The sequence below is a fragment of the Marinobacter alkaliphilus genome, assembly GCF_055394375.1.
Window position 1 is genome coordinate 3,433,690 of the sequence record NZ_AP043751.1, and the last position, 20,359, is coordinate 3,454,048.

The following is a 20,359-nucleotide window of genomic DNA, read 5'->3' on the forward strand; positions in this document are numbered from 1 at the left end:
GACATGGGATACCTTTTCCTGGGTGATAAACGCGGGATTGAACGAACACCGCTTTACTGTTATATTCCGGCGTGCTCTGCCGTTTGTCTACGGCCTGACGAACTCTGGTCAGAAGCCGGAGCGGCAGCAGTATACCGACACTGATTAAGAGATTGAACGCCGAAGCCCAATCATTACCGGGCCCGGCGTGAAACAAACTCCCGGACCACAGGGCAGACCCAGAGAGGCTGCGACCTGCTCCGGGAGAGGAAAAACCGACCGGAAAACCGTCGGGCGACATCGCGAAGAATCACTACCATGCAAACCCGGGCCGTCCAGCAAACCAATACGACGTGAGACCCAGGAGTTTGTGTGAACCTGAAAACGGATATTATGCGTCAACAGACATTCACCCTATTCGACCTCTCCCTGCTGTCAGGCAGGCGGATTGTCGGCGGTGGTCTCAGACTTACAGGATCGCAACCCATAAGGGTTTGATCCGTCTGGCCGCCGGCCGCCCTGCTGTAACGGGCCCGCGGCACGCACATCCCGCTTCGCTGATGCGAACGCTCCCGGTTTTCTGTCACTAACAAACGACAGGAACCCTTTCTTTCCATGAAAAGAATGCTGATCAATGCAACTCACCCTGAAGAGTTGCGCGTAGCTCTGGTAGACGGCCAACGGCTTTTTGACCTGGATATCGAATCCAGCACCCGTGAACAGAAAAAAGCCAACATTTACAAAGGTCGTATCACCCGCGTAGAACCCAGCCTTGAAGCGGCGTTCGTCGACTTTGGCGCAGAGCGCCACGGCTTCCTCCCGCTGAAAGAAATCTCCAAAGAGTACTTCAAGAAGTCTCCCGGCCAGATCGAAGGCAAAATCAACATCAAGGATGTTCTGTCTGAAGGACAGGAAGTCATCGTGCAGGTTGATAAAGAAGAGCGTGGCAACAAGGGCGCAGCCCTGACCACCTTTATCTCTCTGGCCGGTCGCTACCTGGTGCTGATGCCCAACAACCCCCGCGCCGGTGGCATTTCCCGTCGCATTGAAGGCGATGACCGGGCGCAGCTGAAAGACGCCATGAACGGCGTACAGGTTCCCAAGTCCATGGGAATCATCGTGCGTACTGCCGGTATTGGCCGCACCACCGAAGAGCTCCAGTGGGATCTTGATTACCTGGTGCAGTTCTGGGAAGCCATCACCCAGGCCGCCGGGGAGCGCAAGGCGCCCTTCCTGATTCACCAGGAAAGCAACGTTATCATCCGGGCGGTTCGTGACTACCTCCGCCAGGACATCGGCGAAGTCCTGATCGACGCTGACGGCGTTTACGAAGACGTACTCAGTTTTGTACGCGCCGTAATGCCCACCTTCGAGAACAAGATCAAGCTTTACAAGGATGAGATTCCCCTGTTCAGCCGGTATCAGATCGAAGGCCAGATCGAAACCGCGTTCCAGCGGGAAGTGAAGTTGCCCTCTGGCGGCTCCATTGTGATCGACCCCACCGAAGCACTGGTCTCCATTGATATCAACTCCTCCCGCGCCACCAAAGGCCACGACATTGAGGAGACTGCCCTGCAGACCAACCTGGAAGCGGCAGAAGAAATCGCCCGCCAGCTGCGCCTGCGAGACATGGGCGGGTTGATCGTTATCGATTTCATCGACATGACGCCGGCCAAGCACCAGCGCGAAGTCGAGCAGAAAATGCGTGAAGCCCTGGAAATCGACCGGGCCCGCGTTCAGGTCGGCAAGATTTCCCGTTTCGGCCTGCTGGAAATGTCCCGTCAACGCCTGCGCCCATCTTTGGGTGAAACACGCAGCGAAGTGTGCCCTCGCTGTGAAGGCCAGGGCACCATCCGGGGTATCGAATCCCTGGCCCTGAGCATCATGCGACTGATCTACGAAGAATCGTCCAAGGAAAAGACCGCCGAAGTCCGCGCCATCGTGCCGGTGTCCGTGGCTACCTTCCTGCTGAACGAAAAACGCAAGCAGTTGGCCGACATCGAGGCACGCCAGGGCGTTTCCGTGGTGGTTGCCCCGGTGCCAAATATGGAAACACCGCACTTCGAGATCATCCGCCTGCGTCAGGATGAAGCAACCCCTGAGCACATTGCCAGCCATCAGGTTGCCCAGGAATACAACGAGCGGGAAGAAGAAAGCGCCGAAGTAACGACCACCGAAAAGCCGGTTCGTGAGCAGGCTGCCGTGAAGGCCATCCGCCCCACAGCCCCTGCCCCGACAGCCCCCCAGGCCGCCGCTGAACCAGCGGAGCCGGAGGAAGGCCTGTTCCGCAAGCTCGGCAAGAAAATCGCCTGTTTCTTCCGCGGCGAGCAGGAGCAAACCGACACCAAACAAGCCGCCGGCAACCGTGACCGCGCCGGAGACCGTCGCAATCAGGGCCGCCAGGACCGTCGTAAATCAAGGGTAGCCCGTGACGACCAGCGCCAGGGTGGCAATCGCACCGGCAACGACCGCCGTCAGGGTGGCCAGCCAAACCGCGCCGATGACAACCGCAACCGTAATCGCGGCAACCGCAACGAAGACCAGTCCCGTGCCGCCCAGAATCGCTCAGGGCAGCAGGACAAGGGTGGCGATAACCGTGGTACCGACAACAAGGGCGGTGAGAACCGTCGGGATAACCGCAAGGATTCACAGGGTCGCAATCAGAACCGCAATCGTCCTCAGCGCGACGCAAAAGACCAGAAAGACAACCGCGAGCCGCAGGACGGCCAAAAAGCCCAGGCCGAGAACAAGCAAGGTGGCGACGACAAGCGTCGTAAGCCGCGCCGCCAGCGTAATCGCGACGGCTCACCTGCCGAGTCTCCGGCCAGCACACCGGCCGCTCGCAAGGCAGAACGGAGCGAAAGGCACCAGAAGGACACTCAGCCCGAGAAAGGCGTAGAGACCGGTAACGAAGAGGCGAAGCAACAGCCAGCCCAGCAACCGGTTGAACAGCCCAAGAAGGTTGAAGCACCGAAGAGCGCTGCCGCCGAAGACAAGGCCACGGTGGAGACACCCAAGGCTGACAAGCAGGAACAGCCGAAAGCCGACAAGGTGCCGGAAGAGAAAGCCGAGCAACCTGCCCAGCCGGCAGAGCAAGGCAACCAGGTTGACGGCCAGAAGGCGAGCGAAACAACCGACGCCAAGGCTGACGCCGCGAAGCCGGCTGACGCGCCTGAATCCGGTAACGCCGAGAAGGACAAGGAGCCCAGGGAACCCCGCAAGGCTCGCCCGGCAAACCGTCAGCGCAAACCGAAAGCCGCAGACAAGGCTGCAGATAGCGCCAATGCTGAAGCGCCGGCCACCAAGACCGACAGCGAAGCAAAAGCAGCAGAGGCAACTGACAAGCCGGAAGCAACGCCGAAGTCCGAGAGCAAGCCCGCTGAAGCGACAGAAGCTCCAAAGACCGAAAGCAAGGCAGCAAACAGCGAAACGGCGGATGCTCTGAAGGCTGAAAAGTCGGAACAGACTGAAACCACCGAGAAGCCCAGGAGCGAAGAGCCAAAAGCCCAGCCAGAGAGCCCCGAGCCCAAGGCCAAGGCTGACAAGGCAGAACCGGAAGCTGAGGCTAAGACTGACGCAGAGCCCAAGGCAGAAGTAAAAGCCGACGATGCGCAGAACGCCCCCGCACAGGACGAAATGCCAGACGTTCCGGTCACTCCGGGCCGTGCATACAATGACCCACGTGAGGTCCGTAAGCGCCAGCGTGCGGCCGCCGAAGCCAAGAAGGCCGGGAGTAACTGAATATGCTGACCAATTCGGATATCGAGGCGCTGGAAGACATACTGTTCGCTGAGCCCTGGGGAGATGAAGCCCTGGATTTCTTCGGATTCCACGGCGTGGTGTGTGCCAGCGTTATCGGCCCGGTCAGCCTGGAGGCGGAAGATCTCTTCCGCCTCGCCACCGGCGCAGACACCCTGCCAAACGGCAAGGTACCGGAGGTCTTCGCTCACTGTGTGAAGGTGTTGGCTTCTGATATGGCCCACGCCCTGGACATGGGCCAGCCGCTGGAACTGCCGGAACCGGAAGACGGCGACCCCATGAACGCACTGGAAAACTGGTGCGCCGGGTTTGTTGATACCTTCCTGGAAAATGAAGAGGCCTGGCTCGATGCCGCCAGCGAGGAAGACGTCGCGGACCTGATGGTACCGATGCTTACCCTGTCTGGCCTGTTCGAGGACGAGGACTTCCAGAACGTGCGTAACGATGAGAAGTTATCAGGTCGCATGGCGGAAGCCATTCCGGATTCACTGACGGACCTCTACCTGCTGTTCCACGCACCGGACTAAGCGTTCACCGGTTGCCTGAAATGATGCCAGACGGGCTCCAGCCCCTCTGGCATTTTCATGATACGGCCCAGCTCGCACCAGGGCGCGCCGGGAAAATGAAAATCGCTGCCCTGAGAAGCCAGCAACTGCTCCCGCCTTGCCAGCTCTGCCACAAAACCGAGATCGCCACTGGACTGCCCGGATACCGACACCTCAATGGCCCGACCACCAGCCCGGCGAAAATCCGCTGTCAGCTCACGCAGGCGGGTTGCCGTCAACCGGTATTTTCGGGGATGCGCGAGCACAGCGATGCCGCCAGCATCCGTGATCCATTGCACCACTTCAGATAATTCGGGCCAGCAGGCCTTCACATCACCGGGCTTTCCGGAACCAAGGTAGCGCTTGAACGCATGGGCCGTCTTTGGCACCACCTCGGCGTTCACCAGAACCTGGGCAAAATGCGGTCGTCCCGGCACGTCCCCTCCGGCCAGGGCCGTCGCTTTCTCCAGCAACCCGTCAACCTTCAGGCGAGCCAGCCTATCGGCAATCAACCGCGCTCGCTGCCACCGGTTCTCGTTCTGCTGCGCCAGTGCTTTCAGAAACGCCGGATCCGCTTCATCGAAGTCCAGGCCGACCACATGAATGGTGTGGCTGCGCCAGACACAAGACAGCTCAACACCGCTAATCAGTGACAGCCCCAGTTCCTGCCCCCGGGCGCGGGCCTGAGCGAGACCAGCAATGGTGTCATGGTCGGTCAGTGCAAGATGGCTGACACCCTGCTCTGCCGCCCGGGCAACCAGGTCTTCCGGCGTTAACGCGCCATCGGATGCGGTGCTATGGCAATGCAGATCAATGCACGGTTTCGGGTCTTGAGGTATAGTCACAAACAGTCCTGAACTGGGCGATAGCCGCCAGTGTACCAGTGTTGGCTATCCGGCCCTAACCAAACCGAGATTTGTACCGGAGCACCCATGTATTACGCCATTATCAGCGAAGATGTCCCCAACAGCCTGGCCCTTCGGATGACCGCCCGCCCGGCTCATGTTGCAAGGCTGGAAGCACTGAAAGCCGAGGGGCGTTTGCTGGTAGCCGGCCCCCACCCGGCCATCGACTCCCCGGACCCGGGCGAAGCCGGGTTCAGCGGCAGCCTGGTCATCGCCGAGTTTGAATCACTGGAACAGGCTGAGGCGTGGGCGGATGCCGACCCGTACATTGAAGCCGGGGTGTATCAATCCGTGACCGTCAAGCCCTACAAGGTTGTGCTGCCCTGAGCTGGTGACAGTGTAACCAGACAACAGCACTGCATGAGCGGATTGTAACCCGCGATTGCTTGAATACCCGTCACTGTGTGACAAAATTGCGTGTTTGAATGACCGTCAATAGACCATACCAGGGAACGTAATCCGTGACATCGCTCCGTCTTCTTCTCAGCCTTTTGCTTATCATCGCTTCGGTTTCCGTCGCTCAAGCCCGTACCGTATGGGTTGACGACAAGCTCTACCTGCCCGTTCGATCCGGAGCCGGCTCCCAGTTCCGGATTATTGAAAACGCGGTTCCCAGCGGCACACCGCTGGAGGTGTTGGAAGTCGGCGATGGTTACACCAAGGTGAGAACGCCCAAAGGCACTGAAGGCTGGGTTTCAAGCCAGTATCTCAGCAACCAGCCGATTGCCGCTGACCGGTTACGACGCGCCACCCAGCAACTGGAGCAGGCGCGCTCAGAGCTCACGAGTGTCCGCGAGCAGTTGTCGGAGGTTACGGAAGAACGTGACAACCTGCAGAACGCCGAAAGCAGCCTTTCCAACCGCGCTGGTGAACTTCAGGAAGAACTCACCCGCATCAAGAATATCGCGGCGGACTCCATCAACCTGGAGCGACGCAACCGGGAGCTGCGCGAAGAGAATCAGAAACTGCGTAACGATCTGGAAGTACTGACGGCAGAGAATGAACGGCTTGAAGCCAGCAAGGATTCCGATTTCATGCTGCTAGGCGCCGGCCTGGTGCTTGGCGGTGTTCTGCTGGCCCTGCTCATTCCGATGCTCAAACCAACAAGAAAAACCGACAACTGGGCCTAAATGCCATGAAAGATTACTCGGAAAAACGTGACTTTCACCGGATGCAGGTAAACAGCCGCATTGAAATCACCAATGCCAGGGGCGATACATTCACCGGCATCTGCCGGGACCTGAGCGCCGCGGGCATGCAGCTGTTCATTGACGAAGCTGTCGCCGTGGGCAGTGAACTCAGAACCCGCCTGGAAGGCGCAGATAACCAGCTACCCCCGCTGGAGACCGTGTGTGAGGTCATTCGTTGCGAACCAGAGGGCGAAGGTTATCTGATCGGCGTCAACATCACAGAAGTTACCCAATAAAAAACGGCGGCCAGAAGGCCGCCGCTTTGTATTTCTCCAGGACAACCCCGGGTCAAACCAGGGGTTTCTCGGATACGATGATGCCATTGTTATCGGCATACACGTAGTGGCCCGGATGGAAGGTCACGCCGTGGAAGGTAACCGGAATGTTCAGGTCACCAATACCACGCTTTTCAGTCTTCCGGGGAACCGTGCCCAGCGCCTGAACACCCAGGTGGGTCTGGCCAATTTCGTCCACATCCCGGATGCAGCCGTAAATTACCAGACCGGCCCAGCCATTCTCTGCGGCTTTCTCGGCCAGCATGTCGCCCAGCAACGCATTGCGCTTGGACGCACCACCGTCTACCACCATTACCCGACCGTTGCCCGGCAGGCCCACCTGCTCCTTGACCACGGAGTTGTCTTCAAAGCACTTCACGGTAACGATTTCGCCGCCAAACTGGCGCACACCACCGTAATTGTTGAAGCCAGGCTCAACCACCTGTACTTCCGGAAACTCGTCGCACAGATCCGGCGTAATGATCTTGCTCACCTGCTACTCTCCTTTTCCGAAATGTTAGCTTTTCCGAAATATTCGCGCTCAGTCAATCTTCTCGTCAGCCAGGAAGAACCAGGTATCCAGCACGGAATCCGGGTTCAGGGATACCGTATCGATACCCTCGTCCATCAGCCACTTGGCCAGGTCCGGATGATCAGACGGGCCCTGACCGCAGATGCCGATGTACTTCCCAGCCTTTTTACAGGCCTGGATAGCGTTGGACAACAGGGCTTTGACGGCATCATTCCGCTCGTCAAACAGATGCGCAATGATACCGGAATCCCGGTCGAGGCCCAGAGTCAGCTGCGTCAAATCGTTGGAGCCGATTGAGAAACCGTCAAAGTGCTCCAGGAACTGTTCAGCCAGAATCGCGTTGGCCGGCAGCTCACACATCATGATAACCCGCAGGCCATTGTCGCCACGCTTGAGGCCATTCTCCGCCAGCAGATTAACCACCTGTTCGGCCTCGCCCACGGTGCGCACGAACGGTACCATTACCTCAACGTTGGTCAGGCCCATGTCGTTACGGACTTTCTTGAGCGCCCGGCACTCCAGCTCGAAACAGTCGCGGAAAGTTTCGGAGATATAACGCGATGCGCCACGGAAGCCCAGCATCGGGTTTTCTTCGTCCGGCTCATACAGGGTGCCACCAATCAGGTTGGCGTACTCGTTGGATTTGAAATCAGACAACCGCACAATCACTTTCTTCGGCGCAAATGCTGCGGCCAGGGTCGAAATACCTTCAACCAGCTTGTCGACGTAGAAATCCACCGGGGAGGTGTAGCCGGCAATACGCTTGTCGACTGTCTGTTTGATATCGCGGGGCAGGCCGTCGTAGTTCAGCAACGCCTTTGGATGAACACCGATCATGCGGTTGATGATGAACTCAAGGCGGGCCAGGCCAACACCTTCGTTGGGCAGCGCCTGGAAGTCAAAGGCCCGGTCCGGGTTGCCCACATTCATCATGATCTTGAACGGAATGTTGGGCATGGAATCCACGGTGTTTTCACGCAGCTCGAAGTCCAGGGCGCCTTCGTAGATCATGCCGGTGTCGCCTTCGGCACAGGATACGGTCACATCCTGGCCGTCTTTCAGTAACTCGGTGGCATCACCACAACCCACAACCGCAGGAATACCCAGCTCACGGGCGATGATCGCCGCGTGACAGGTACGGCCACCACGGTCGGTGACGATGGCGGAAGCGCGCTTCATCACCGGTTCCCAATCCGGGTCGGTCATGTCGGTGACCAGCACATCACCGGGTTGCACACGGTCCATCTCGTTAATGCTGGTGATAATCTTGACCGGACCACTGCCGATCTTGTGGCCGATACTGCGGCCTTCCACCAGCACCTTACCGGTCTCTTTCAGCAGGTAGCGCTCCATCACGTTGGCCGAGGCGCGGCTCTTCACGGTTTCAGGGCGGGCCTGAACAATGTAGATCTTGCCGTCGTCACCATCTTTAGCCCATTCAATATCCATCGGGCGCTGGTAGTGCTGTTCGATAATCATGGCCTGCTTGGCCAGCTCTTCCACTTCCGCATCGGTAATGGAGAAGCGGTTACGGTCTTCCTGCTCTACCTTGACGGTTTCCACGAACTGGCCTTCGCCCGGCTCGGAATGGTAAACCATCTTGATGGCCTTGCTGCCCAGGTTCCGGCGCAGCACCGCCGGGCGGCCAGCCTCGAGCGTAGGCTTGTGCACGTAAAACTCATCCGGGTTAACGGCGCCCTGTACAACCGTCTCGCCCAGGCCGTAGGACGACGTGATGAACACCACATCGCGGAAGCCGGATTCGGTATCCAGGGTAAACATCACACCACTGGAAGCGGTTTCACTGCGTACCATTTTCTGGATGCCCGCAGACAGCGCCACCAGCTTGTGATCAAAGCCATGGTGAACACGGTAGGAAATCGCCCGGTCATTAAACAGGGAGGCAAACACCTCTTTGACCGAGGTACGAACCTGCTGAAGGCCAGACACATTGAGGAAGGTTTCCTGTTGGCCGGCAAAGGAGGCATCCGGCAAGTCTTCTGCCGTGGCAGACGAGCGAACCGCCACAGCCATGTCTTCGTTACCATTCTGGAGTTTCGCAAAGGCCTCTTTCAGGGCATTATCCAGGCTATCGGGGAACGGAGTATCAACCACCCATTGGCGAATCTGGGCACCGACACGAGCGAGCTCGTTAACATCGTTTACATCAAGGGCATCAAGAGCCTGGTCGATTTTGTCTTTCAGGCCATCGGTGGCCAGAAACTCGCGATAGGCATAGGCAGTGGTGGCGAAACCACCGGGAACGGTAACGCCTGCATTGGCGAGATTACTGATCATTTCACCGAGGGAAGCGTTCTTGCCTCCAACCCGGTCAACATCGGACATTCCCAGGTGGTCAAACCAGATGATGTAATCTTCCAAAGCACGTCTCCCTTGAGTCTGTGTAGCGCGGAGTCTCGAATCTGGCGTGTATGATACTGTAACCTGCGGAAATTACCTAGGGAGCTGCGGAACAACTCCCGGCAATCAGCCAAAACCAAACCGGATACAGCCATGAAAAGAACCGCTTTTTTTATTTCGGACGGCACAGGCCTGACGGCAGAAGCACTCGGCCATGCCCTGCTTGCCCAGTTCGAGAAAATCGATTTTGAACGTATAACCGTGCCCTATATTGATGATGAAGAAAAGGCTCATGACCTGGTCAAACGCATCAACAAGGCTGCGGAGGTAGACGGTGCCGCGCCCCTGGTTCTCGATACCATCGTTAACAGCAGTATCCGTGAAATCATCAGTACCGCCGACGGCTTCATGATCGACATTTTTGGCACCTTCCTGAGTCCGCTGGAGCAGGAACTTAACTCATCGTCGTCTTACACCGTGGGCAAATCCCACGCCATCAATAACGAAGGCAGTTACGAGCGCCGGATCAACGCGGTGAACTTTGCACTGGATAACGACGACGGCGCCCGCACAAGACACTACAGTGAAGCAGACCTGATCCTGGTGGGCGCCTCCCGAAGTGGCAAGACACCGACGTGCCTCTACCTTGCGCTTCAATACGGCATCAAGGCGGCAAATTACCCCATTACTGAGGAAGATCTGGAGGATCAGAAACTGCCTGCGGCTCTGCGCCCCCACAAAGAGAAGATCTTCGGGCTGACGATTGAACCGGAACGACTGGCAACCATCCGCAATGAACGGCGACCGAACTCCCGCTACTCCTCGATTCAGCAGTGCATGCACGAAATCGAGGAAATTGAACTGATGTACAAGCGGGAACGCATTCCCTACCTGAACACGACGGCCTATTCGGTTGAGGAAATATCCACCCGTATCATGGTCACCACCGGCCTGAAGCGACACCGGTGATACCCGCCAAAAGGCTTAAACGAAAAGGGCCCGGAAATCTGATTTCCGGGCCCTTTTCAATTCTCTGAGAGGCAGTTATTGCGACTCTACCTCAGAGTTCCTGAATCGCCATGCCCAGGCCCTCGGCCACGCCGCGATTATCAGGGTTGGTGACGACCGCCACACTGGCCTTTTCCGGCACCAGCCAGGTATCGGCCACCCGTTGCAGCTCGTCCAGCGTCACCGCGAGCACTCGCTCCCGGAACCGGGCCCGCTGCTCCGGCGTGCGGCCAAACAGCTTGTTATGGAACGCGTGGCGAGCGGCACCGGCGGGTGACCTCGGCCGGTCCAACTGGCCGATAACACCGAGGATGGCCTCTTCAAGGGACTGGGCATCGTGGTTTTCCGTGCGCAGCCAGTTCAGGGCACCGTCGAAGTCGTCGAGGGTTTCCGCCAGCCTCGGGTCCCGGTACGAGAAGAAACGGAATACGCCATTGACACTGTCCTGGCCGGCACCGCCACCATAGGCACCGCCCTTTTCCCGGATAGCACGATGCAGGAAGCCATTGCGCAGGAAACCGCCCAGAACCGTCAGCGCGGCAGCATCCGGATGATCCACCGCAACGGTGCTGTAGGCCTTGGCACAGAAATTCACCTGGGTTGACGTCAACCAGGCCTCACGGGTGCTGTAATTAACCGGTGCCATGGCCCAGGCATCGCCCGCCCGACCGGAATCACCCTGCCAGCAGGATTTGAGATCATCCAGCATGGGCGCCAACTGACCATCTTCGCCAATCAGCAGGAACTGCCGTTGCTGGTTGCGGATTTTGTCGTGCAGCGCCGCCAGGCTGGCACAGAATTCAGCCAGGGCTTGGTCATCCTTCAGGGATTTGTCCAGCTCTTTGGTCCCACGGATACCCGCCAGGCCACCCAAACGGAAGGTCAGCCAGGAGCCGGCACTCAACCCTTGAGCCGCAGCGCCCATGGCCAGGGCGTGGCCACTGCCAGTCACGGCCTGCTCACGGCGCGCCCGCACCTGCGCAATAATCTCTCGGATACGCTCTTTCTCATCAAACCGGACGCCGGTGTATACATCCTTCAGCAACTGGGTAAGGGCCTTGCCGTTGCGGGCCAGGGCCTTGCCGCTGAAAATCAGGTAGCCAGACACGTCCTGAACATCATCAATACGCCCCTTGGCGCTGAATGAGGCACCAATACCGCCGGATTCCGCGGAAATCCTGTCTTGCATCTGCAGGTAATCCAGTTCACCACAACCCACTTCGGAAACCAGGGTGGTGTAGTAAGGCAACAGTAACAATTCCTGCTCTGACAACGCCGGTACCGGCAATACAACCTGCTGGTACACCAGGCCATTGGTGCCCCGGGAATACACGGTTGCTCCGATGTCGGCATCGTAGCTGCCCTCTGGCTCGGGCATCTGCAAAGGTACATCGTCCAGGCCGACCTTTGGCAGAATGGAATCGTCATCTTTACGCAGCTGGCGTTGTTCCAGGGCCTGAGCACGCTCCACAATAGCCTTCACTTCCTCTTCCGTCAGGCTGGCTTTGCGGCGCGCCAAGGCCTCACGAATGGCCTGCTGGTGATAGCTCTCCAGCTTCTCATCCGGGCGCAAGGTGAGGGTCACACGGTGCGGGTTGTCCAGCAGCTTGCGGCGAATCAGGCCGGGCACATATTCCGGATCCTTGATTTTCTCTCGCAGGCTGGCCAGCACAGGTTCCAGATCCAGCAACTCCACCGGATCACCACCGTGCACCATCGGCGCAATCGCGCTCATGATCAGTTGCAGGCCATAGGGGAAGCTGTCCCCCGCTATTTCCCGCTGATGCAGTTCAAGCTGGTGCAGAATGGCTTCCAGCCGGTCCTGACTCACGCCCTGATCCACCACGCTCTGCAGAGTGGATTCAACCAGTGTTTCCAGCTCTGCCCGACTATCTGGCTCGCTGCCTTCAATGCCGCACACAAAGGTCATTTCCCGGTTGGAATCTTCCAGGCCACACATGGGCGACGGAGCATGGCCAATATCGGTGGTTTCCAGAGCCCGCATCAGCGGTGAGGCACTGTTTTCCAGCAATACGGCAGACAATAACTGGCCTTCCAGGTTCTCCTGCAGGTCAAAGCTGTGGCCCAGCAACCAGCCCATCACAATGTGTGTTTTGTTCTCTGTGCCTTCGCCGTCATTGACCGCATAGCCCTGCTCTACCCGCAGCGGCGCGAACATGCGCTTCTCGTCGTGTACCGGCAGCTCGATTTCCAGCCGATCAAACCGCTTGAGCGCCAGCTCCTCGAACTTTTCATGGTGCTCCCGGGCGGGAATATTGCCATAGGTAGCAAAAATGGCGTTGCTCGGGTGGTAATGATGCTTATAGAACTTCACCAGGTCATCGTAGGTCAGATCAACAATATGATCCGGCTCACCCCCACTGTTGTAGTGGTAGGTGGTGGTCGGGAACAGGTGGCTGGTCAGGTTCTGCCACAACTGGGACGTGGGCGCACTCATCGCCCCTTTCATTTCGTTGTAGACCACGCCCCGGTACACCAGGTCGCTGGACGGGTCGTCCGGCTTGTCAAACTCCAGGCGATGGCCTTCCTGGGCAAAGTCCAGCGGGTCCAGCCTGGAGAAAAACACCGAATCCAGGTACACCGACAGCAGGTTGTCAAAGTCCTTGCGGTTCATGCTGGCAAACGGATAGGCGGTCCAGTCGCTGCTGGTGAAGGCGTTCATAAAGGTGTTCAAAGAACGCCGGATCATCATGAAAAACGGATCGCGGACCGGATAACGTTCGCTACCACACAGCGCCGTGTGCTCAAGAATATGAGCCACCCCGGTGGAATCCATCGGGAAGGTACGCAGCGCCACAAAAAAGACGTTCTCGTCGTTGTCCGCCGCCAGGTGAAGGTGGCGGGCGCCGGTTTTCTTATGGCGATATTCCTCAACCTCAAGGTTCAGCGTGTTGATCCGGTGACTGCGAAGTTTCTCGAAGGCCGGGTGAATTGCGTTATCGGTCGCTGCAGCCATTAAGACAATCCTGTGTATTGAACAATTGGAGAATTACAGGGTAACACGTAGTATCAGATATGATGCACGGAACGGACTCAACAAGGTAGCCTGCCGCATTATGACAGACCGCACCCCCAAGCATATCGACGCCCCGGAAGTAGCCGCCTGGTGGGCGGAAAGACGCCAGTACCTGGAGCGAATCCGCAAGGTACCGGAAATAAGACAGCGCTTCTGGCGAGAAGTTGCCATTTACCTGCTGCGCCGCCTGCTATGGTCGTTCGGGTTCTTCCCGATTTTCATCGCTTTCTGGCTACCGTTCGTTCTGTCCAGTTTTAATCCGGTGGTGATGGCGTCGGATATGATCCCCCTGCTGCAAGGGTTTGTGAATTCGAACCCTGAACAACAGGCCACCACCATCAGCACCTTGACCATTGCCTGGCTGTCGATCGGTTCTTTCTTCCTGGTTTTCGATTTCGTGCTGACGCCATTTCGGTCACCGTATCAATACGAAGCCGATGTGTACATGAAGTCCTGGGAGCAGCTCAATCATGACCAGCTTCCGGACAAAATGTGATTTGGCCAGCATTCTGGCTAACTTCAGACACTTTCTGTTACATAACGTTGCAGACAGTGGGTAAGATGAAACCATAAGAAAGTATCCGGTAAGTTTGGATCACGAGGTTTCGTCATGGTCGATTTCAGACCACTACTGTTCGTAAACGCCCTTGCGTTAATGCTCCTGGTTACCGCCGGCTTTGCCTCGGTTAGAAAAGACGTGCCCGAGGTAACCGTTCCCGGCGTGACCGAAACCATAGCCGCGGCGGCGGAGCCGGTCTTGGCACCAGAGCCACGGCCAGCGCCGGCACCTGCCTTACCGGAACCCGAACAGCCCTCGCAACCGGTATCTGAAACCGCCAGCGCCACACCCTTCACCCTGCCCCCCATGCCGGAACAGCCGGAGATGGTTGCCGTGGCAGAGCCGGTTTCAGCCATCAACACCCGGCTGGACACTCCTCTGGCTGAACGCCCAGTTCAGCAATCAACCCCGGAACAGGCAAAAGAGCCGCCGCCACCGAGCACTGGCAAACTGGTCTTGCGCTCCAATGTGGTGGGCGACCGGGTCACGATCAACGGCAAGACTTATGGCGCCACCCGGCTTGATCTGGAACTGAAGCCTGGGCGCTATGACGTAACCATCGAAAAACCCGGTTACCAACCCTGGACCGACACCGTTGCACTGACCGCAGGCCAGGAGCTGACACTGGTGGGCCGCCTGGAAGCCTACACCACGGTCAATTATCGCAACGGCGAATGGGTTGGTGGCGTAAGAACCGGCGACGGCACCTGGCAGGATGAGGCCGGCCTTCGCTACGAAGGACACTTTGTGGACGGCAAGTTCCACGGCACCGGTAAGGCCTGGTACCCCGACGGCAGCAGATACGAGGGCGACTGGGACAATGGCGAGCGCCACGGTGAAGGCCAATGGCGCAGCGCTGATGGCTCCGCCTATACCGGTCAGTTCGAACGGGATCAGTTCCACGGCAAAGGCACCCTGACCCTGGACAACGGCGACATCCTCACCGGCAACTGGAGCCGCGGCCGCATGAATGGACATGGCTCGCTCACCACTGCTGATGGCATGCTTTACGTTGGTGGCTTCCGCAACGACGAATTCCATGGCCAGGGCGCCCTGACCTACCCGGACGGCCGCTCCTATGAGGGCGAATTCTCCAACGGCGAATTCCACGGCAAGGGCTCAGAAGTGTTTGCCGACGGCAAGAAGTACGACGGCCAGTACATAGAAGGCAGATTCCATGGAAGGGGCCTGCTGCGCAACCCGAACGGCAGTTCGATAGAAGCTACGTTCCGGCATGGCGAACCCTACGGACAGGTGCGCCTGACCACTGCGGCTGGCGAAGTCTTTACCGCCCGCACCACAGAACCCGGTGTGTGTTATCGGGACAAGAGTTATCGGGCAACGCAATGCCCGCAACTGGAAGGCTGGTAACCACCCGGCCGCAGTAACCACGTGTTTGCAGTAACAGGTTGAGGTAGTGACATGGCAATCAAAAACGCTCTGCTGGTGGACGACTCTAAAGTAGCAAGATTTGCGCTCAGCAAACTGCTTGAGGGTCGGGACATGGAAGTAAACATGGCGGGCTCTGCCGAGGAAGCACTGGACTTCCTGAAAAGCCATGATCGCCCGGACGTGATCTTTATGGACCACCTGATGCCCGGCATGAACGGCGTTGAGGCCACCAAAGCCATCAAGGGGAACCCGGATACCGCCGGCATCCCCATCATCATGTGCACCTCGAAGAAGTCCTCCTCGTTTGTGGAAGAGGCCCGCAATTTCGGGGTGTACAACATATTGACCAAACCCCCGCAAACGGATGGCCTCAGCCTGGTTCTGGACCAATTGGCCAGTGATGTGGAACAGGGAACACTGCCGCCCACGGTTACCACCGCAAACGACGCCGAATTGCCGGATACTGAAGACGAATTGTTGCACATACCCACAGATGCCTCAGTGGAGATGTCACCGAAAGGCGAACTCGGCGCTAACGGACATACCAGCCCGAACGTGGTGCCACTGACCAGCGACCTGATCGAGCAGATTGCCCGTTCTGCGGTAAAAACCCACATCAACAACCGCCTGCACGAACTGCTCAGTGACCTGTTTGACGAGCAGTTTGACCACCTGAAGCGGGCCCTGGACGAGAATCGGAGCAAACAGGACGCGGCCATTGAAGAGCGGCTGAACGAACTCACCAAGCTGCTGGATGACCGCACCCGCAACCTTCGGGATGACGTTGCCGCCGAGGTCAACCTGAGCCTGAGCCAGGAACTGGCCCGGCTGAAGAAGGAACTGTCGAAAAACGCCGGCTTCACCGCTGAGCACATGGCAGAGCTGAAAGACCACATCACCAGCGTTCAGACCATCGACACCGAGTTCTGGCAGACCCTGCAGTCTGAGGCCATTCAGCAGGCCCACGAGATCTCCCGTGAAACCGCCGAAGACATTGCCCAGCGCACCATTGACCTGTATGTATCGCAACAGCGCTCTGCCAACTCCCGCATCTACACGCTGGGACTGGCGGTCAGCCTTGGCATATTCACTGTGGGTATTGCCTGGCTGTCAGGTTTGTTCGGCTAATAACCGCCTGACTTCCTGCCAACTTTCCGGGGTGTCAACATCCGGTTGCACCCCGGCAATATCAATGGCCCCAGCGCCTGAACGATTCAGTACCCGCCCCGCCCCGGCGTCCCCCGCCAGAGCCACCACTTGCGGCCACAATGAACGGGGTATCCAGGCAGGCACTCCCACACGTCCCCCGTAACTGGCTCCCCATGGCCGCTCGGGCTCAGCGCGGGCCTGCGCTGCCAGCTGTTTCAACCCTTCGGGCGCCAGCAGCGGCTGATCTGCCAAGACCACAAACACACCCAGAGCCTGCCGCCCCAGTTGATGGATACCCGCCGCCAGTGATCCGGCCAGCCCTTGCGACCAATCCGGATGATAGATCCAGGCGCCCGGCTGCAGCGCGCAGCGGTATCTAACCAGGGGGTAACCACAACCGGCCACTACCCTGACCTGTCGGGACAACAACCGAGCCTGCCCAACGGCCCTGGACAACAACGATTCACCACCCGGCAGCATCAGGAGTTGCTTCGTGCACCCCATCCGTGAGGCTCGCCCAGCGGCCAGCACCAATGCCGGAAACTGCTGATCGTGAGTAACACCGTTGCTGGTTAAAATATCCTTCTCCTTGGTATGCGGGAATCCAGGCAAGCCGCAGTAAACTGCTGAATCACCCGATTTTTGCTAGAATTCCGCCACCATGCAACCAAATCAGCCGGACCACCCATGAACCACCTCTTTGTCGACAATATCACCGTGATTGACTTTGCCTACCTGGACCCGGCCCGGGGCCTTGTGGGTGAAAGCTGGATTACAGACGTAGTCCTGGGCGGTGAACTGGACGACCAGGGTATGGTGTTCGATTTCAGCCTGGTAAAACGCACCATCAAACGGGTAATCGATGAACGGGTCGATCACCGATTGGTGATTCCGCGTGGCTATGAAGGCCTGAATTGGGACGAAGAGACACCAGATGCTTTCATTTGGAACCTGACCGATGGCAGCCACATTGAACACCGCTCCCCCGACGAAGCCGTGGTGTGGCTGTCTTCCGACCGGGTAGTGCCGTCTGCCGTGGCGGCCCTGTTGGAAAAAGAACTGAAAGCCGTTCTGCCCGGCAACGTCACGTCGGTTGAGATCAACCTGCGGGAAGATGTGATCGAAGGCGCTTATTACCACTACGTGCACGGCCTGAAGAAACATCTGGGCAACTGCCAGCGCATCGCCCACGGCCACCGCTCCCCCATCCGCATAGACCGCAACGGCCACCGGGACTACGACCTGGAAAACCGCTGGGCCAAGTTATGGAAAGACATCTACGTAGGCACTGAAGAAGACGTGACCCGGCGCTTTGTTGGCGAAGACGGCGTTGGCTACATCACCTTCGAATACGAAGCCAACCAGGGCGAATTCGCCCTAACCCTGCCGGAAAGCCGCGTCTACATGCTCGACACCGACACCACCGTGGAACTCATTGCTGCCCACATCGCCGACAAACTCAAGGCAGAGTTTCCGGAAGACGAGATTCGGGTGAAGGCTTATGAGGGGGTTGGTAAGGGGGCGATTGCCAACCGGGTCTGACCCCGAACGGGGTCTGACCCACCTTTGCCCGTCTTGAGCATCACATCAGAACCAATGGGTTTTCAGGGGTCAGTCCCCCCATGGGGACTGACTCTTTTTATGGCACCAAACCTGAAGGCTACAAAGGGGTCTGTCCCTGCGGGACTGACCCCACCCTTCTGCCGGCGGCGGTCTGCTTATCCCATGGGTTCTGGTGTGGTGCTCAAGACGGGCAAAGGTGGGTCAGTCCCCATGCGGGGACAGACCCTTCAAGACCCGGAAACAAAAAAACCGCCCGAAGGCGGTTTTTTTATGGCTATCCGGTGGACTAAACCGTCAAGCCGAATTGGCGTCCCCTAGGGGGTTCGAACCCCTGTTGCCGCCGTGAAAGGGCGGAGTCCTAGGCCACTAGACGAAGGGGACTAGAAATTGGTGGAGCCAAGCGGGATCGAACCGCTGACCTCAACACTGCCAGTGTTGCGCTCTCCCAGCTGAGCTATGGCCCCTCAACGGATGCGTATATTAAGGATCCGCCCTTGGGGCGTCAACACCCGATTCCGCTTTTTTTAAAGTTTTTTGAACATCCCTGTTCGCGTCGTTCAATTAACCAACAAACCGCTCATCAAATGCCCAGGGCGGCGTATTCCTTCTCAACTTTCTTGGTTTCTTTCTTGGAAAAGCCGCCCATCACATCCAAGGCATGGCGCAAACGGGAGCGGGTCATGTCCGGGCCAAGCAGGGCCATGGAGTCCATCACCGACCAGGAATTCGGGGTTCCCGCAATGGCCACGAAGATCGGGAACATGAAATCCCCCATCTTGAGTTCCAGCGCTTTCGCCAGGGCCTTGATGTCAGCAAAGATGGTGTCCTTACTCCAGTGGCGCTGGGCCTCCAGCTTCCACAGGGCGAACTGCAGCACCCGCTTGACCTGGCCTTCTTCCAGCTTGTTATGGGCGAAGTCTTCCGGCTTCAGGTTCAGCATGCCGCTGAACATAAACTGGGCCATGGGCGCTACATCAGAGAACACCTCTGCCCTGCCCTTGATATGCGGCACCAGCGCTTGCAGGTCGTCGCGATTGAACCACCACTGATGCATCCGCTCCATGAACTGCTCATCGCTCAGCTCGTCACGAATCCACTGGCCGTTCAGCCAACGCAGCTTTTCCACATCAAACACAGGACCGCCGAGGGATACCCGCTGGATGTCGAAGTTCTCGATCATCTCATCCAGGGTGAACTTCTCACGCTCATCCGGCATGGACCAGCCCATCCGGCCCAGATAGTTGGTGACCGCCTCCGGCAGAAAGCCCATGCGCTCATAGAAGTTGATGCTGGTGGGGTTCTTGCGCTTCGACAGTTTGCTCTTGTCCGGGTTACGCAGCAGCGGCAAGTGGCACAGCTCCGGCATATCCCAGCCAAAGTACTGGTACAGCAGCTTGTGCTTGGGCGCAGAGTTAATCCACTCCTCACCGCGCAGTACGTGGGTGATACCCATCAGATGATCATCCACCACATTGGCCAGGTGGTATGTGGGCATGCCGTCGGATTTCAACAGAATCTGGCAATCCACCTGGGCCCAGTCGATCTCGATGGTGCCCCGGAGCATATCCTGGATCTCGCACACGCCTTCATCCGGCACTTTCATACGGATAACGTACGGATCACCAGCATCCAGGCGGCGCTTTACTTCTTCCTGGGGCAGCTCCAGGTCACCTTTGATGCCCGGGTTAAGCCCCTGGGCCTTGCGCTCTTCGCGAATGGCATCCAGCTCTTCCGGGGTGCGGAAGCAATAGAAAGCGTGGCCGGCCGTCACCAGGTCTTCCGCGTACTGACCGTACATGTGCTTACGCTCAGACTGGCGATAGGGGCCGTGGGGGCCACCCACATCGGGGCCTTCATCCCAGTTCAGCCCCAGCCAGCGCAGCGCCTTGAGAATATCCTGCTCGGATTCTGCCGTGCTGCGGGCCTGGTCGGTATCTTCAATGCGCAGAATGAATTGACCACCGTGCTGGCGAGCAAAGCACAGATTAAACAGAGCCACGTAGGCGGTACCAACGTGTGGGTCACCAGTGGGCGACGGGGCAATTCGGGTGCGTACAGTCATGAAACCATCCTGAAAATAACTGGCCAGTGAATAAAGCCGGCAT

At 58.1% G+C, this 20,359-nt stretch carries 16 protein-coding genes and 2 tRNA genes; 10 read left to right on the forward strand and 8 right to left on the reverse strand.

Annotated elements, in window-relative coordinates:
* The first annotated feature begins 594 nt into the window (after nucleotides 1–594).
* Together rne and ACZ5Q2_RS15680 are read left to right on the forward strand one after the other, a co-directional pair.
* Nucleotides 595–3,720 (forward strand): ribonuclease E, encoded by a 3,126-nt coding sequence (gene rne, locus ACZ5Q2_RS15675; RefSeq protein ID WP_061331900.1) that lies wholly within the window; start codon nucleotides 595–597, stop codon nucleotides 3,718–3,720.
* 2 nt (nucleotides 3,721–3,722) lie between these two features.
* Complete coding sequence (locus ACZ5Q2_RS15680) at nucleotides 3,723–4,265, forward strand: YecA/YgfB family protein (protein ID WP_061331899.1); 543 nt, start codon at nucleotides 3,723–3,725, stop codon at nucleotides 4,263–4,265.
* Here ACZ5Q2_RS15680 and ACZ5Q2_RS15685 read toward each other — a convergent pair.
* Complete coding sequence (locus ACZ5Q2_RS15685; RefSeq protein WP_432209917.1) at nucleotides 4,262–5,128, reverse strand: PHP domain-containing protein; 867 nt, start codon at nucleotides 5,126–5,128, stop codon at nucleotides 4,262–4,264. The two genes, ACZ5Q2_RS15680 and ACZ5Q2_RS15685, sit on opposite strands and share 4 nt — an antisense overlap.
* Before the next feature lie 87 nt (nucleotides 5,129–5,215).
* On the opposite strand from ACZ5Q2_RS15685, the gene ACZ5Q2_RS15690 reads away from it, so the two are divergent.
* The 3 genes from ACZ5Q2_RS15690 (at nucleotide 5,216) to ACZ5Q2_RS15700 (ending at nucleotide 6,614) form a co-directional block, all read left to right on the forward strand.
* A complete protein-coding gene (locus ACZ5Q2_RS15690; RefSeq protein WP_432209916.1) occupies nucleotides 5,216–5,515 on the forward strand; it encodes a YciI family protein in 300 nt (99 codons plus the stop codon).
* A 134-nt stretch (nucleotides 5,516–5,649) separates the two neighbouring features.
* On the forward strand, nucleotides 5,650–6,318 hold the full coding sequence (locus tag ACZ5Q2_RS15695; protein WP_072677589.1) for a TIGR04211 family SH3 domain-containing protein: 669 nt from the start codon (nucleotides 5,650–5,652) through the stop codon (nucleotides 6,316–6,318).
* Between the two features lie 5 nt (nucleotides 6,319–6,323).
* Nucleotides 6,324–6,614, forward strand: coding sequence for a PilZ domain-containing protein (locus ACZ5Q2_RS15700; protein WP_061331896.1), 291 nt, complete (start codon nucleotides 6,324–6,326; stop codon nucleotides 6,612–6,614).
* A gap of 52 nt (nucleotides 6,615–6,666) precedes the next feature.
* On the opposite strand, the gene rraA is transcribed toward ACZ5Q2_RS15700, so the two are convergent.
* Together rraA and ppsA are read right to left on the reverse strand one after the other, a co-directional pair.
* Entirely contained in the window at nucleotides 6,667–7,146 is a 480-nt protein-coding gene (gene rraA, locus ACZ5Q2_RS15705; protein ID WP_061331895.1) for a ribonuclease E activity regulator RraA, read from the reverse strand.
* A 48-nt stretch (nucleotides 7,147–7,194) separates the two neighbouring features.
* A complete protein-coding gene (ppsA, locus tag ACZ5Q2_RS15710) occupies nucleotides 7,195–9,531 on the reverse strand; it encodes a phosphoenolpyruvate synthase (RefSeq protein WP_396631706.1) in 2,337 nt (778 codons plus the stop codon).
* A gap of 168 nt (nucleotides 9,532–9,699) precedes the next feature.
* Here ppsA and ppsR point away from each other — a divergent pair, with 168 nt between their 5' ends.
* Nucleotides 9,700–10,515: a posphoenolpyruvate synthetase regulatory kinase/phosphorylase PpsR gene (gene ppsR / locus ACZ5Q2_RS15715; RefSeq protein ID WP_058090402.1), complete on the forward strand. Its 816-nt coding sequence runs from the start codon at nucleotides 9,700–9,702 to the stop codon at nucleotides 10,513–10,515.
* A 91-nt stretch (nucleotides 10,516–10,606) separates the two neighbouring features.
* Here ppsR and ACZ5Q2_RS15720 read toward each other — a convergent pair whose 3' ends face one another.
* A complete protein-coding gene (locus ACZ5Q2_RS15720; protein WP_432209915.1) occupies nucleotides 10,607–13,531 on the reverse strand; it encodes an insulinase family protein in 2,925 nt (974 codons plus the stop codon).
* Nucleotides 13,532–13,631: 100 nt separating this feature from the next.
* On the opposite strand from ACZ5Q2_RS15720, the gene ACZ5Q2_RS15725 reads away from it, so the two are divergent.
* The 3 genes from ACZ5Q2_RS15725 to ACZ5Q2_RS15735 all read left to right on the forward strand — a co-directional run bounded on the left by ACZ5Q2_RS15725 (nucleotide 13,632) and on the right by ACZ5Q2_RS15735 (nucleotide 16,670).
* Nucleotides 13,632–14,087, forward strand: a complete 456-nt coding sequence (locus ACZ5Q2_RS15725; protein ID WP_061331891.1) for a hypothetical protein — start codon at nucleotides 13,632–13,634, stop codon at nucleotides 14,085–14,087.
* A gap of 114 nt (nucleotides 14,088–14,201) precedes the next feature.
* Nucleotides 14,202–15,521: a PEGA domain-containing protein gene (locus ACZ5Q2_RS15730; RefSeq protein ID WP_432209914.1), complete on the forward strand. Its 1,320-nt coding sequence runs from the start codon at nucleotides 14,202–14,204 to the stop codon at nucleotides 15,519–15,521.
* 51 nt (nucleotides 15,522–15,572) lie between these two features.
* Nucleotides 15,573–16,670, forward strand: coding sequence for a response regulator (locus ACZ5Q2_RS15735; RefSeq protein ID WP_286921258.1), 1,098 nt, complete (start codon nucleotides 15,573–15,575; stop codon nucleotides 16,668–16,670).
* Here the strand turns inward: ACZ5Q2_RS15735 and ACZ5Q2_RS15740 are convergent.
* Nucleotides 16,653–17,195 carry a nucleotidyltransferase family protein gene (locus ACZ5Q2_RS15740; RefSeq protein WP_432209913.1) on the reverse strand — a complete coding sequence of 181 codons (543 nt, stop codon included), beginning with the start codon at nucleotides 17,193–17,195 and terminating at the stop codon, nucleotides 16,653–16,655. The two genes, ACZ5Q2_RS15735 and ACZ5Q2_RS15740, sit on opposite strands and share 18 nt — an antisense overlap.
* Nucleotides 17,196–17,378: 183 nt before the next feature.
* Between ACZ5Q2_RS15740 and ACZ5Q2_RS15745 the strand changes: the two genes are divergently transcribed.
* The gene (locus tag ACZ5Q2_RS15745) at nucleotides 17,379–18,233 is read left to right on the forward strand and encodes a 6-pyruvoyl trahydropterin synthase family protein (RefSeq protein ID WP_432209912.1); all 855 of its coding nucleotides are present in this window, start codon (nucleotides 17,379–17,381) and stop codon (nucleotides 18,231–18,233) included.
* Between the two features lie 326 nt (nucleotides 18,234–18,559).
* On the opposite strand, the gene ACZ5Q2_RS15750 is transcribed toward ACZ5Q2_RS15745, so the two are convergent.
* The 3 genes from ACZ5Q2_RS15750 to gltX form a co-directional block, all read right to left on the reverse strand.
* Nucleotides 18,560–18,635 (reverse strand) — tRNA-Glu (locus ACZ5Q2_RS15750).
* A gap of 7 nt (nucleotides 18,636–18,642) precedes the next feature.
* Nucleotides 18,643–18,718: transfer RNA gene (locus ACZ5Q2_RS15755), tRNA-Ala, on the reverse strand.
* A 116-nt stretch (nucleotides 18,719–18,834) separates the two neighbouring features.
* Nucleotides 18,835–20,316 (reverse strand): glutamate--tRNA ligase, encoded by a 1,482-nt coding sequence (gene gltX, locus ACZ5Q2_RS15760; protein WP_432209911.1) that lies wholly within the window; start codon nucleotides 20,314–20,316, stop codon nucleotides 18,835–18,837.
* Nucleotides 20,317–20,359 lie beyond the last annotated feature (43 nt).